Consider the following 13,187-nt stretch of genomic DNA (forward strand, 5'->3'; position numbering starts at 1 on the left):
GGCGGCACGCTTTTCCGACATGACAGACGGTGCACGCGTGGCGACGCGATCGGGGGTGCTCCCCCGGGAGGCTGCCACGCACTGCCCGTACTGCGCGTTGCAGTGCGGCATGGTGCTGCGCGGCGCCGGCGACGGCGTCGAGGTCGGCGCACGGGACTTCCCCACCAACCGGGGCGGGCTGTGCCAGAAGGGCTGGACCGCCGCCGAACTGCTCGACCACCCGGAGCGGCTCACCACGCCGCTGCTGCGCGACCGGCCCGGCGGCGAGCTGCGCCCGGCGGGCTGGGACGAGGCGCTCGACCGGATCGCCGCCGGCCTGCACACGGTCCGCGACCGGTACGGCCCGGACGCGGTCGCGGTCTTCGGCGGCGGCGGGCTGACCAACGAGAAGGCGTACGCGTTGGGCCGGTTCGCCCGGGTGACGCTGCGCACCCGGCACATCGACTACAACGGACGCTGGTGCATGTCGTCGGCCGCCGCGGCCGGCAACCGCGCCTTCGGCGTCGACCGCGGCCTGCCGTTCCCGCTCGCCGACCTGGGTCGGGCGGACACGCTGCTGCTGGTCGGCGCGAACCCGGCCGAGACGATGCCGCCGCTGATGCGGCACGTCGCCGACCAGCGGGCGCGCGGCGGCCGGCTGATCGTGATCGACCCCCGGGCCACCGCCACCGCCCGCCAGGCCGACCTGCACCTGCAACCGCTGCCCGGCACCGACCTGGCGGTGGCCAACGCGCTGCTGCACATCGCGCTCACCGAGGGCCTCCTCGACCGGGCGTACGTAGCGTCGCGTACCACCGGGTTCGACGAGGTCCGGCGCACCGTCGCCGGCTGCTGGCCGGCGGAGGTGGAGCGCCTCTCCGGCGTGCCGGTGGCCGACCTGGAGGCCGCCGCCCGCGCGCTGGCCGGCGCGGACCGCGCGATCATCCTCACCGCCCGGGGGGCCGAGCAGCACGCCAAGGGCGTCGACACGGTCACCGCCTTCATCAACCTGGCGCTCGCGCTCGGCCTGCCCGGCCGACCCGGCTCCGGCTACGGCTGCCTGACCGGGCAGGGCAACGGGCAGGGCGGACGCGAGCACGGACAGAAGGCCGACCAGCTCCCCGGCTACCGGCGGATCGACGACCCGGCGGCCCGGGAGCACGTGGCCGGCGTGTGGGGCGTCGACCCGGCGACGCTGCCCGGCCCGGGGGTGCCCGCCTACCAACTGCTCGACTCGCTCGGCACCCCGTCCGGGCCGAGGGCGCTGCTGGTGTTCGGCTCCAACCCGGTCGTCTCCGCGCCGCGCGCGGCGCGGATCGAGTCCCGGCTGCGCGACCTCGACCTGCTCGTGGTCGCCGACCTGCTCCGCTCGGAGACGGCCGAGCTGGCCGATGTCGTGCTGCCGGTGACCCAGTGGGCCGAGGAGGACGGCACGATGACCAACCTGGAGGGACGGGTGCTGCGCCGGCGCGCGTTCCGCCCGCCACCCGCCGGCGTCCGCACCGACCTGGAGATCCTCGCCGCGCTGGCCGCCCGCCTGACCGACGGCGCACCGCTGCCGACCGACCCGCGGACGGTGTTCGAGGAGCTACGGCGCGCCTCGGCCGGCGGCCCGGCCGACTACGCCGGGATCACCTGGGACCGGATCGACGCCGACGACGGCGTGTTCTGGCCCTGCCCGGACGTGGACGGACCGGACCGGCCCCGCCTCTTCGCCGACCGGTTCCCCACCCCGGACGGCCGGGCCCGGTTCCACCCGGTGACCCACCGCCCGGCCGCCGAGCCGGTCTGCGCCGAATATCCGCTGCACTTCACCACCGGCCGGGTGCTGGCGCAGTACCAGTCCGGCACGCAGACCCGACGGGTCGCCGCGCTGCGCCGGGCCGCGCCGGGCGGCTTCGTCGAGCTGCACCCCGACCTGGCCGCCCGACTCGGCGTGACCGACGGGACGCCGGTGCGGGTGGTGTCCCGCCGGGGCGAGCTGCGCGCGCCGGCCCGGCTCAGCCCGGCGATCCGGCCGGACACCGTCTTCGCCCCGTTCCACTGGCCCGGCGCGGCCCGCGCCAACTCGGTCACCAACGACGCGCTCGACCCGGTCTCCGGGATGCCCGAGTTCAAGATCTGCGCGGTCCGGGTGGAGCGGGCATGACCGGGCGCATCGTCGTCGTCGGGTACGGCATGGCCGGGGCCCGGCTCGCCGCCGAGCTGCACGCGCGGGGCGGGGACCGGCGGATCACCGTGCTCGGGGCGGAGCCGCACCGGGCGTACAACCGGATCATGCTCTCCACCCTGCTCGCCGGGAAGATCGGCGAGCCGGACGTGGAGCTGGTCGAGGCGCTCGGTCCACGGGTGGACGTACGGACCGGCTCGTCGGTCTCCGCCGTCGACCGGGCGGCCCGGGAGGTCCGCACCGCCGACGGCGGCCGGTACGGCTACGACCATCTGGTGCTGGCCACCGGCAGCCGGGCCGTGGTGCCACCGCTGCGCGGGCTCGACCCGCTGCCCGACCGGGTGGTCCCGTTCCGCACGCTCGCCGACTGCCGGCGGATCCTCGCCGTCGCCCGGGACGCGCGTCGCGCCTTGGTGCTCGGCGGCGGGCTGCTCGGGCTGGAGGCGGCCCGGGGCCTCGCCGCCCGGGGCCTCGACGTGACGGTGGTCCACCCGCACGGGCACCTGATGGAACGGCAGCTCGACCCGGCCGCCGGGGCGGTCCTCGCGGGCACCCTGACCGGGCTCGGCGTCCGGGCCCGGCTCGGCGTGCCGGCGACCCGGGTGACCGCCGACGCCGACGGCGTCCGGCTCCACCTGGCCGACGGTGAGCCGCTCGCGGCCGACCTGCTGGTGCTCTGCTGCGGCGTACGCCCGGACACCGCGCTGGCCCGGGCGGCCGGGCTCGCCGTCGACCGGGGCGTGGTGGTGGACGACCGGATGCGGACCAGCGACCCGCGTGTCTCGGCGGTGGGCGACTGCGCCCAGCACGACGGGACGCTGACCGGGCTGGTCGCGCCGGCCTGGACGCAGGCGCGGGTGGTGGCCGACGTGCTGACCGGGGACGACGAGGCGGCCCGCTACCGGCCCCGACCGACGGTGACCCGGCTGAAGGCGGCCGGGATCGACCTGGCCGCGATGGGCGATCTGGCCGGGACCGGCGACCCGGACGGGACCGGCCCGGTCGAGGAGCTGACGTTCGCCGACCCGACCCGCGGCACGTACGCCCGGCTGCGGATCCGCGACGAGCGGCTGACCGGCGCGATCCTGCTCGGCGACAACCCGGCGGTCGGCACCGTGGTGCAGCTCTTCGACCGGGGCGCACCGGTGCCGGCGGACCGGCGCGCGCTGCTGCTCGGCCGCGCGGTCGGCGCACCGGCCGAGCCGGCCGCGTCCCCGGCGCTGATGCCGGACGCGGCCGTCGTGTGCCGGTGCAACGACGTGACCAGGGGCGCGCTGGTGGCGGGCTGGCGGGCCGGCGCCCGGAGCGTCGCGGCGCTGTCCGCGGCGACCAGGGCCGCCACCGGTTGTGGCGGCTGCCGGGACGCGGTGGCCGGCATCGCCGCCTGGCTCGCCGAGGCGGACCCGCCGACCACCGACGAGGTACGCGAGACGGATGCGGATCGGGAGGCGGTGCAGGTGTCATGAGCGAGCGAAGCGAGCGAATCAGCGGGCTCGGCGCGACCGTGCCTCATGGCGGCACGCAGCGAAGCGGAGTGCCGTCATGAGCGAGCGGGTCAGCAGGCTGGTGGTGGTCGGCAACGGGATGGTCGGGCAGCGCTTCGTGGAGGCGCTGCGGGCCCGCGACCGGGACGGGCGGTGGCGGGTCACCGTGCTGGCCGAGGAGCGGCGCCCGGCGTACGACCGGGTGCGGCTCTCGGCCGTCTTCGACGGCGTGGACGCGGACGAGTTACGGCTGCACACCCCGGACGACGGCGTCGAGCTGCGGCTGGGCGAGCCGGCCACCGGCGTGGACCGGGCGCGACGGGTGGTGACCACGGCGACCGGCGAGCACCCGTACGACGCGGTGGTGCTGGCCACCGGCTCGTACGCGTTCGTCCCGCCGGTCGAGGGCACCGACCTGCCGGGCGTCTTCGTCTACCGGACGCTCGACGACCTGGCCGCGATCCGGGCACACGCCGAGGGCCGGCGGACCGGCGCGGTGATCGGTGGCGGCCTGCTCGGCCTGGAGGCGGCCAACGCGCTGCGCCTGCTGGGGCTCGCCACCAGCGTGGTCGAGTTCGCGCCCCGGCTGATGCCGGTGCAGGTGGACGACGCCGGCGGGGCGATGCTCCGGCGCTACGTGGAGGAGCTGGGCGTCACCCCGTACCTCGGGGTGGCCACCACGGCGCTGCGCCCCGGCCCGGACGGCACGGTGGCCGCGCTGGACCTCGCCGACGGCCGCACGGTCGACGCGGAGCTGGTCGTGGTCGCGGCCGGGATCCGGCCCCGGGACGAGCTGGCCCGTGCCGCCGGGCTGCCGCTGGGCCCACGCGGCGGGGTGCTTGTGGACGCGGCGTGCCGGACCGCCGACGAGCGGATCTGGGCGGTCGGCGAGTGCGCGGCGGTGGAGGGCGTCTGCCACGGTCTGGTCGCGCCCGGGTACGCGACCGCCGAGGTGGTCGCCGACCGGCTGCTCGGTGGCGCGGCCACGTTCCCCGGGGCGGACACGGCGACCAAGTTGAAGCTGCTCGGCGTGGACGTGGCCTCGTTCGGCGACGCGCACGGCGTCACCGCCGGCTGCCTCGACGTGACGTACACCGACCCGGCCACCCGGTCGTACGCGAAGCTGGTCCTCTCCGACGACGCGCGGACGCTGCTCGGCGGCGTGCTGGTCGGGGACGCAAGCGCCTACCCGACGTTGCGGGCGAGCGTCGGCGGGCCGCTGCCCGGTCCGCCGCTGGCGTTGTTGGCCCCGACCGGTGGCCCGGGGGCCGGGGCCGGCGCGCTGCCGGCCGCCGCGCAGGTCTGCTCCTGCAACGCGGTGACCCGGGCCGACCTGGACACGGCGATCGCCGGCGGGGCGACCGACGTGCCGGCGCTGAAGGCGTGCACCCGGGCCGGTACGAGCTGCGGCTCCTGCGTGCCGATGCTGAAGCAGTTGCTGGACACCGCCGGGGTGCGGCAGTCCACCGCGCTCTGCGAGCACTTCGACCTGAGCCGCCAGGAGCTGTTCGACCTGGTCCGGGTCCGGGGCATCGGCACGTTCTCCCGGTTGGTCGCCGAGCACGGGCGCGGACACGGCTGCGACATCTGCAAGCCGGTGGTGGCCTCGATCCTCGCCTCGCTCGGCACCGGGCACGTGCTCGACGGCGAGGCGGCGTCCCTCCAGGACACCAACGACCACTTCCTGGCCAACCTGCAACGCGACGGCAGCTACTCGGTGGTGCCCCGGATTCCCGGCGGCGAGATCACCCCGGAGAAGCTGATCGCGATCGGCGAGGTGGCCCGGGACTTCCAGCTCTACACCAAGATCACCGGCGGGCAGCGGATCGACCTGTTCGGCGCGCGGGTCGACCAGCTCCCGCAGATCTGGCGCCGGCTGGTCGACGCCGGTTTCGAGTCCGGGCACGCGTACGGCAAGGCGCTGCGCACGGTGAAGTCCTGCGTCGGGGACACCTGGTGCCGGTACGGCGTGCAGGACTCGGTCGGGCTGGCCATCGCGTTGGAACTGCGCTACCGGGGCCTGCGCGCGCCGCACAAGCTGAAGTCGGCGGTCTCCGGCTGCGCCCGGGAGTGCGCCGAGGCGCGCGGCAAGGACTTCGGCGTCATCGCCACCGAGACCGGATGGAACCTGTACGTCGGCGGCAACGGCGGCTTCCGGCCCCGGCACGCCGACCTGTTCGCCACCGACCTGAGCACCGAGGAGCTGGTCACGCTCATCGACCGGTTCCTCATGTACTACGTGCGCACCGCGGATCGCCTGCAGCGGACGGCCGCCTGGATCGAGGCCATGGACGGCGGCCTCGACCACCTCCGGTCGGTGCTGGTGGACGACGCGTTGGGGCTCTGCGCCGACCTCGACGCGGCGATGGCCCGGCACGTCGACGGGTACTCCGACGAGTGGCGCGACGTGCTGGAGGACCCGGAACGGCTACGCCGCTTCACCTCGTTCGTCAACGCGCCGGACGTGCCGGACCCGTCCATCACCTTCGCGGTGGAGCGGGGCCAGCCGGTGCCGGCACGCGGTGCGCCACCGGGCGGGGAGGGCCGGCGGCAGCCCGTCGTGCTGGGCCTGCCGGAGGTACGCCGATGAGCCCGACCGTGACGTTGCGCTGGACGCCGGTCTGCCCGCTGGACCGGCTCGACCTCGACCGGGGCGTGGCGGCGCTCGTGGACGGGGTGCAGGTCGCCCTCTTCCGTACCGTCGGCGGGCTGTTCGCGGTGGACAACCTGGACCCGGTCGGCGGCGCGTACGTGATGTCGCGGGGCCTGGTGGGCAGCCGGGGCGGGGTGCCGACGCTCGCCTCCCCCCTGCACAAGCAGGTGTACGACCTCACCACCGGGCACTGCCTGGACCTGCCCGGGGTGACGCTGCGGCGGCACCGGGTGCGCTGCCGGGACGGCCTGGTCGAGGTGCGGCTGCGGCAGGAGGAGTGAATGCGGGACGAACTGGCGGGCTTCACCATCGGGGTCACCGCGGACCGGCGGCGCGACGAGCTGGCCGCGTTGTTCCAGCGGCGCGGCGCCCGGGTGGTGCTCGCCCCGGCGCTGCGGATCGTGCCGCTGGCCGACGACACCGACCTGCGCGAGGCGACCCGGGCCTGCCTGGCACACCCGCCGGACGTGCTGATGGCCAACACCGGCATCGGGATGCGGGGCTGGCTGGAGGCGGCCGAGGGCTGGGGGCTGGCCGAGCCGCTGCGGGACACGCTCACCCGGGCGTACGTGGTGTCCCGCGGGCCGAAGGCGACCGGGGCGATCCGCGCGGCCGGGCTGCGTGAGCACTGGTCGCCCGCCTCGGAGTCCTGCGACGAGGTGGTCGAGCACCTGGTCCGGCGCGGCGTGGCCGGCCAGGTGGTGGCGCTGCAACTGCACGGCGACCGGCAGCCGGAGTGCACCGAGGCGCTGGTCGCGGCCGGGGCCACGGTGATCGAGGTGCCGGTCTACCGGTGGGCGCCACCGGCCGACCCGGCACCGCTGCACCGGCTCATCGACCTGGTCGCCGGGCGGCTGGTCGACGCCGTCACGTTCACCTCCGCCCCGGCGGCCGAGGCGCTGCTGCGGGCCGCCGGGGACCGGACCGAGACGGTGCTGGCGGCGTTGCGCGGCGACGTGCTGGCCGGGTGTGTGGGCACGGTCACCGCCGAACCGCTGGTGCGGCGCGGGGTGCCCGTCAGCGCGCCGAGCCGGGCCCGGCTCGGCGCGCTGGTCCGGACCATCGTCGAGGAGCTGCCCCGCCGCACGGTCTCGGTGAAGGCGGCGGGGCACGTGCTCACGTTGCGCGGTCACGCCGCGGTGGTGGACGGGGAGCTGCGCCAGTTGGCGCCGGCCCCGATGGCCGTGCTGCGGGCGCTTGCCGCGTCGCCCGGGAAGGTGCTCTCCCGCACCGAGCTGCTGCGCACGCTGCCCCGGGGCGCTGACGAACACGCCGTCGAGATGGCGGTGGCCCGGCTGCGGGTGGGGCTGCGGGCGCCCCGGGTGGTGCAGACCGTGGTGAAGCGCGGCTACCGCCTCCGGGTGGACTGAGCCGGCTCAGCTCCGGCGGGCGTCGCGCGCCCCGCCCGCGCCGCCGACCTCCAGGTCGACCAGGGCGAGCAGGAACGCCGAGGCGTGCCCGGCCTCGTCGTGGGCGATCTCGGCGAACAGGTCGGCCGCCTCGTCCTCGCCGACCGAGGCCGCCTGCCGGGAGAAGGACGGGTACATGGTGGTCGCCTCGTAGATCTCGCCGTCGATCGCCCTGCGGAGGTTCGCCGCGTCGCCGCGGACCAGGCCGGCGAGCGTGGCCGCCTCGCTGAAGTGCTCGCCGAGTTCCTGACCGGCGGTGTTCTCCCAGAGCCGGGCCAGGCGCAGCCGACCGCCGTCGCGGGCGTGCCGGGCGTAGAGCGTGTACTTCGCATACGCGAACGCCTCGCCGCGTGTCGTCGCCTCCAGGTTGTCCTGCGTCGCGCCGGAGCAGACCGGCTCACCGGCGGTGATCGGCACCGGCGGAACCGGCTCGCCGGTGGGGACCCCCACTCCGGAGCCCGGGTGCGTGGTCGCGTACCGGGCCAGCCGGAACCGGGCGGCGTGCCGCGCCTCGTCGGCCGCCAACTCCTGGAACAACCGCGCGGCCTGCGGGCAGCGGTCCCGGCGGGCCTGCCGGGCGTAGCCCGGGTAGACCACGGTGGCCTCGTGCCACTCGCCGGCGATCGAGTCGCGCAGGTTCGCCTCGTCGGAGCCGACGAAGTCGACAAGCGCCGCTTCCTCGGTGAAGTGCTCGTTCAGCTCGGTGGCGGCGGTGGCCGTGAACAGCTTGGCGATGCCGTCGTGGTCGTTGCGTGCCGCCTCCGCGCCGTACGCCAGGTAACTGGCGTGGGCGAACGCCTCGCCCCGCATCGCCCGCAGCGTGAGCGACGAAGTACCCGAAGTGCGACGCGCCGGGTCAGCCCACCGAGGCCGGGTAGCCGTGCTCGGCCTGGAGCCGGAGCATGGCGTGCTCGACCACGGTCACCAGCACCTGCTTGACCGAGTCCCGGTGCCGGGCGTCGCACATCACCAGCGGGACGTCCGGCGAGATGGCGAGCGCCTCCCGGATCTCCTCCAGTTCGTAGTGCGGCGCGTCGTCGAACCGGTTCAGCGCCACCACGTACGGCAGCTTGCGGTTCTCGAAGTAGTCCAGCGGCGCGAACGCGTCGGTGATCCGGCGCGTGTCCACCAGCACCGCCGCGCCCACCGCGCCCCGGATGATCTCGTCCCACATGAACCAGAAGCGGGTCTGGCCCGGCGTGCCGAACAGATAGAGGATCAGGTCCTCGGCCATGGTGATGCGGCCGAAGTCCATGGCGACCGTGGTGGTCTCCTTGCCCGGCACCTTCGACGAGTCGTCGATGCCCACGCCGGCCGCGGTCATCAACGCCTCGGTGGTCAGCGGCTGGATCTCGGAGATCGCCCCGACCAGGGTGGTCTTGCCCACCCCGAAGCCACCCGCGATCACGATCTTCGCGGAGATGATCTCCCGGCCGCGGCTCGCCCCGTCGGGGTCATAGTTCGCGAAGTCCACTTAGCACCCTTCCAAGCAGGTTCATCCGCGCCGCGAAGCCCGTCGCGGGAGCGGCACTGTGTAGCGTCAGCAGGCCCTCGGCCACCATGTCGGCGACCAGCACCCGGGTGACGCCCAGCGGCATCCGGGTGTAAGCGGCGATTTCCGCCAGCGACTGTGCCCGGCCTTCACAGACCGAGGAGATGCGGTATTTGTCGTGCCCGGCGAACCGCGCCTCGGCGGACTGGGTGGCCGTGCTCGACAGGACCGCCTCGAGCGCGATGTTCTGCAACGGCTCGGTGCGGCCGCGGGTGACCGCGTACGGTCGCACCAGCGCGCCACGCGGATCACGTCGCGGTTCCATCTCGCGATCACCTCCCCTCGTACGGAGCCGGACCGGCTCCGGATCACCAGGTCAACAGAGCGTCAGGAGCGGACGGCGTCCCGCGGCAGCGGCACCAGCGCCTGACCGACCCGCTCCACCAGCAACGCCATCTCGTAGCCGACCTGCCCGACGTCACAGCTACGGGCCGCGAGCACGGCCATCGACGAGCCGTCGCTGATGGACATCAGGAAGAGGTAGCCGCTGTCCATCTCGATCACGGTCTGCAACACTCCGCCGGCGCTGAACATCCGCGCCGCGCCCTCGGTGAGGCTGACCACGCCGGAGGTGATCGCGGCGAGCTGGTCGGCCCGGTCCTGGGGCAGATCCCGGGAGGAGGCGAGGAGCAACCCGTCCGCGGACACCGCCACCACGTGCGCGATACCCGCCACACTGTCGGCGAAGTTGGTGAGCAACCAACCCATGTCCTGCATGGCCGCCGGCCTGTTCATCGGTTCGTCTCCTTGGTCGAGGTGCTGTTCGGGTCGGTGCCGGCCGTGCGGCCCCGCTGGACGCCACGGTGGTAGGCGGAGAGCAGCCCCCGTACCTCGTCCGGCGTGCGTCGGCTGCGGTCCCGGCCGCTCTTCGGTTCGATCCCGCCCGGCACGAGCTGCGCCTGCGGCACCCGCTTGGGCAGGCCGGACCGGGTCGTGCCGCCGGTCGTGGGTTCCGCGGCCTGGCTGGCCCGGGACCAACCGTCGTCGGCCGCCGTCCGCCACGCCTCCGGGTCGATCGGCGGAGCCGGCGCGGGCTCCGGCGCGGGCGCGGGCGGGGTCACCGCTGGCGGCGCCGCCGCGGCAGGCGGTGTGGACGGGGCCGCCGGCGGGCTGTACGCGGGCGGTGTGCTCAGCCCCGACGCCTGGGCCCCCGGGGTTCGGGTGGGCAGCGGCGGCCGGGCCGACGCGGCGGGCTGCGCCGGGGCGGGCTGCGCCGGGGCGGGCTGCGCCGCAGCGGTTGGCGGCTCGTCGAACCGGGGGCGGGTGAAGATGGTGGTCTCGTCCTCTCCGTGCGAGCGGAACCAGACCGCCTCCATCTCCCGGAATATCGGCGCCTCGGCCGGCCGGTCCGGTCGGGCCACCACCGGCGCGGCCGGGGTGGCCTCCACCGCCGGCGCGGCGGCGAACGCCTGGAAGGCCGACGGCGCGGGGTTGGTCGTCGTCGCCGCCTCACCGTTCGGCGTCCGCTTGGGCAGCGGTTCGAGAGCCGGGTACGCGACCGTCGGGCCCCCCGCCGACCAGCCCGTCTCCGGGGCCGGCGCGGCTGCGGGCGCGGCGGCGACCGGGGCTGCGGCGGGCACCGGAGGCAGCGTGCCGGGCATGCCGCCGAACTGCACGGCCGGCGCGGTGTCCCGCGCCTCGGCGGGCGCCTGCCACCGCGCGGGCGGCGGGGTGACCGTGCTGCGCCACTGGTCGGCCAAGGTGGCGGTGCCGCCCCGACCGGCGCCGGCCAGCGCGTCGGCGGCACCGACCTGGCTGAGCGGCGACTGCTCGACGGCGAGCGGCTGGCGCGGCCGGGTCAGCGGGGCCTGGCCCCGGTTGGCCGGCAGCACCACCGTCGCGTTCGGCAGCGTGACCTGGGCGACCGTGCCGCCCTCGACGTTGCGGCGCAGCTCGACCCGGATCCCGTGGCGGGAGGCGAGCCGGCTGACCACGGCCAGACCCATCAGCCGGAACGCGGCCACGTCGACGGTCGGCGGCGCGGCCAACCGCCGGTTGAGCGAGTCGAGCTGGTCGTCGGTGAGGCCGAGGCCCCGGTCCTCCACCTGGATCAGCACGTAGTCACGGATCCGCCGGCCGTCGGCCACCACCACGGTGTTCGGCGGCGAGAACCGGGTGGCGTTGTCGAGCAGCTCCGCGACCAGACGGACCACGTCGTTGACGGCTTGCGCGGCCACCGAGATGTCGATGTCCACGGTGCCGAACTCGATCCGGTTGTAGAGCTCCACCTCGGACTGGGCGGCGCGCAGCACGTCGACCAGGAGCGCGTCGTCGCGGCGCGGCACGGCCGAGTCGGCACCGGCCAGGACCAGCAGGTTCTCGTCGTTGCGGCGCATCCGGGTGGCCAGGTGGTCCAGCTCGAAGAGCTGGGCGAGCCGCTTCGGGTCCTCCTCGCCGCGCTCGATCGCGTCCAGCTCGCCGATCATCCGGTCGACCAGGCTCTGCGAGCGGCGGGCCAGGTTGAGGAACATCGCCGAGACACTGGTCCGCAGCGCGGCCTGCTCGGCCGCCACCCGGACCGCCTCCCGGTGGACCACGTTGAAGGCCACCGCCACCTGGCCGATCTCGTCGCGGTTGGTCAGCTTGATCGGGTCCCGCACCTGCTGGACGATCTCGTCCACGCCACCGTCACCGATGGCGTTGACGTTCTGGAGCCGGCTCACCGCGTCCGGCAGGTCATGGTTGGCCACGGAGAGCGCGCCCTCACGGAGCCGACGCAGCGAGTCGTTGAGCGAGCGGGCGAGCACCACGGCGAGCGTCACGGCGACGGCCAGCGTCAGCAGCACGAGCAGGCTCTCCACGAACGCCTGCCGGATCACGTCGGTGCGGACCGCGTCGGCGTCGGCGAGCAGGTCGTCGAGGAGTTGGATCTCCGCCCACCGCATCAGGTCGTCGACCGCGCCGATGGCGGCGGACGCCTCGTCGCGGGTGACCAGCGCGGGCTTGCCGATGGACCGGGACAGGTCGGCCGCGACCCGGTCGGCGAGCTGGACGGCGTCACCGGAGACGGTGCGGTCCACCAGGCCCCGCTGCTCCGGAGCGGCGGCCCGGGAGAACGAGAGCAGGGCCTCCTGCTGGCCGGTCAGCGTGGCCACGAACGAGGAGAACTGCTCCTCGTCGATCCGGTTGCCGACCGCGAGCGCGGTGAACACGACCGCCTGTTCCTCCGCCACCTCGGCCTTGGCGTGGGCGAACGCGGCCACCGCGCGGCGGGCGTCGGCGAGGCTCTCCGCGCCGGGCTGCTGGGCCAGCGTGTCGCCGTACGCGACGAGGTCGTCGAGGACGATGCCGTAGCGCAGGCTCGCCTCGGCCACCGGCATCTGGAGGCGGTCGAGCACCTCCTGGCGGGTGCCGTTCAGCGTCTCCAGGTGGTCGTCGATCACCTTCAGCCGGTCCCGGACCGCGGCCGGCACGTCGCCGAGCGTGCCGCGCTCCTCCCGGTAGGCCGCGATGCGCTCGTCGGTGCGACGGACCCGCAGGTTGTAGTCGTCCGGCTTCTGGTTCGGGTCGGCCAGGAAGGCGGCTGCCGCCATCCGCTCCTTGTGCAGGTCCTGGGTGAGCGCCGAGACGTCGACCGAGACCGCGGTCAGCGCCCGGACCTGGTCCGCCTCGTACGCGCCCTGACCCACCGAGATAAGTCGGATAGTTGCCAGTGCGATGACAGCCGCCACCGGAACGACCAGGATGAGGGCGAGCTTGGAGCGGATCCGCGCGTCACGCAGCCGAGGTAGACGCCGCCGCCGATTCCGCTGTTCGGCGCTGGGGCTCCCGGGCAGGGTCGTAGGTCCGGTGCTCACGACATCGCCTCCGTCGTTTCTTCCACGCGTGACCCGCTGACCCGTGCCTGGTGCAGCGGCCAGCGCCACGCGCGGCACGGCCGAGATTTCATCAGACGAGATCCTTTTTGGGAAGCCGCGGTGAGGTAGGAAACGGTCGGTGT

Annotated in this window: 10 protein-coding genes; 5 read left to right on the forward strand and 5 right to left on the reverse strand. The window is 75.0% G+C overall.

What is annotated here, in order from left to right; translation table 11 throughout:
* Nucleotides 1-19 precede the first annotated feature (19 nt).
* The 5 genes from AB0B02_RS07750 to AB0B02_RS07770 all read left to right on the forward strand — a co-directional run bounded on the left by AB0B02_RS07750 (nucleotide 20) and on the right by AB0B02_RS07770 (nucleotide 7,656).
* Nucleotides 20-2,128 carry a molybdopterin oxidoreductase family protein gene (locus tag AB0B02_RS07750; RefSeq protein ID WP_281938050.1) on the forward strand — a complete coding sequence of 703 codons (2,109 nt, stop codon included), beginning with the start codon at nucleotides 20-22 and terminating at the stop codon, nucleotides 2,126-2,128.
* Nucleotides 2,125-3,615 carry an FAD-dependent oxidoreductase gene (locus AB0B02_RS07755; RefSeq protein WP_281938051.1) on the forward strand — a complete coding sequence of 497 codons (1,491 nt, stop codon included), beginning with the start codon at nucleotides 2,125-2,127 and terminating at the stop codon, nucleotides 3,613-3,615. The genes AB0B02_RS07750 and AB0B02_RS07755 overlap by 4 nt, the downstream gene beginning before the upstream one ends.
* Before the next feature lie 76 nt (nucleotides 3,616-3,691).
* On the forward strand, nucleotides 3,692-6,223 hold the full coding sequence (gene nirB / locus AB0B02_RS07760; protein WP_357297958.1) for a nitrite reductase large subunit NirB: 2,532 nt from the start codon (nucleotides 3,692-3,694) through the stop codon (nucleotides 6,221-6,223).
* Complete coding sequence (nirD, locus tag AB0B02_RS07765) at nucleotides 6,220-6,567, forward strand: nitrite reductase small subunit NirD (protein WP_281938053.1); 348 nt, start codon at nucleotides 6,220-6,222, stop codon at nucleotides 6,565-6,567. The genes nirB and nirD overlap by 4 nt, the downstream gene beginning before the upstream one ends.
* Entirely contained in the window at nucleotides 6,568-7,656 is a 1,089-nt protein-coding gene (locus AB0B02_RS07770) for a uroporphyrinogen-III synthase (protein ID WP_281938054.1), read from the forward strand.
* A 6-nt stretch (nucleotides 7,657-7,662) separates the two neighbouring features.
* Here the strand turns inward: AB0B02_RS07770 and AB0B02_RS07775 are convergent, their stop codons facing one another.
* From AB0B02_RS07775 to AB0B02_RS07795, 5 genes are all read right to left on the reverse strand, one after another.
* Nucleotides 7,663-8,505, reverse strand: coding sequence for a ferritin family protein (locus AB0B02_RS07775; RefSeq protein WP_357297965.1), 843 nt, complete (start codon nucleotides 8,503-8,505; stop codon nucleotides 7,663-7,665).
* Nucleotides 8,506-8,551: 46 nt separating this feature from the next.
* A complete protein-coding gene (locus tag AB0B02_RS07780) occupies nucleotides 8,552-9,169 on the reverse strand; it encodes an ATP/GTP-binding protein (protein WP_281938056.1) in 618 nt (205 codons plus the stop codon).
* Nucleotides 9,150-9,512, reverse strand: coding sequence for a DUF742 domain-containing protein (locus AB0B02_RS07785; RefSeq protein WP_091065900.1), 363 nt, complete (start codon nucleotides 9,510-9,512; stop codon nucleotides 9,150-9,152). The genes AB0B02_RS07780 and AB0B02_RS07785 overlap by 20 nt, the downstream gene beginning before the upstream one ends.
* Nucleotides 9,513-9,574: 62 nt before the next feature.
* On the reverse strand, nucleotides 9,575-9,982 hold the full coding sequence (locus tag AB0B02_RS07790; RefSeq protein WP_089155226.1) for a roadblock/LC7 domain-containing protein: 408 nt from the start codon (nucleotides 9,980-9,982) through the stop codon (nucleotides 9,575-9,577).
* Nucleotides 9,979-13,044, reverse strand: coding sequence for a sensor histidine kinase (locus AB0B02_RS07795; RefSeq protein WP_357297972.1), 3,066 nt, complete (start codon nucleotides 13,042-13,044; stop codon nucleotides 9,979-9,981). The genes AB0B02_RS07790 and AB0B02_RS07795 overlap by 4 nt, the downstream gene beginning before the upstream one ends.
* Between the last annotated feature and the right edge of the window lie 143 nt (nucleotides 13,045-13,187).

This window comes from Micromonospora sp. NPDC049240, from assembly GCF_040647835.1.
Taxonomy (GTDB): domain Bacteria; phylum Actinomycetota; class Actinomycetes; order Mycobacteriales; family Micromonosporaceae; genus Micromonospora.

Coding starts and splice junctions, on each gene's coding strand:
- AB0B02_RS07775 (WP_357297965.1), bottom strand. CDS start 8,505: ATGCGGGGCGAGGCGTTCGCCCACGCCAGTTACCTGGCGTACGGCGCG.
- nirB (WP_357297958.1), top strand. CDS start 3,692: ATGAGCGAGCGGGTCAGCAGGCTGGTGGTGGTCGGCAACGGGATGGTC.
- AB0B02_RS07755 (WP_281938051.1), top strand. CDS start 2,125: ATGACCGGGCGCATCGTCGTCGTCGGGTACGGCATGGCCGGGGCCCGG.
- nirD (WP_281938053.1), top strand. CDS start 6,220: ATGAGCCCGACCGTGACGTTGCGCTGGACGCCGGTCTGCCCGCTGGAC.
- AB0B02_RS07750 (WP_281938050.1), top strand. CDS start 20: ATGACAGACGGTGCACGCGTGGCGACGCGATCGGGGGTGCTCCCCCGG.
- AB0B02_RS07790 (WP_089155226.1), bottom strand. CDS start 9,982: ATGAACAGGCCGGCGGCCATGCAGGACATGGGTTGGTTGCTCACCAAC.
- AB0B02_RS07770 (WP_281938054.1), top strand. CDS start 6,568: ATGCGGGACGAACTGGCGGGCTTCACCATCGGGGTCACCGCGGACCGG.
- AB0B02_RS07785 (WP_091065900.1), bottom strand. CDS start 9,512: ATGGAACCGCGACGTGATCCGCGTGGCGCGCTGGTGCGACCGTACGCG.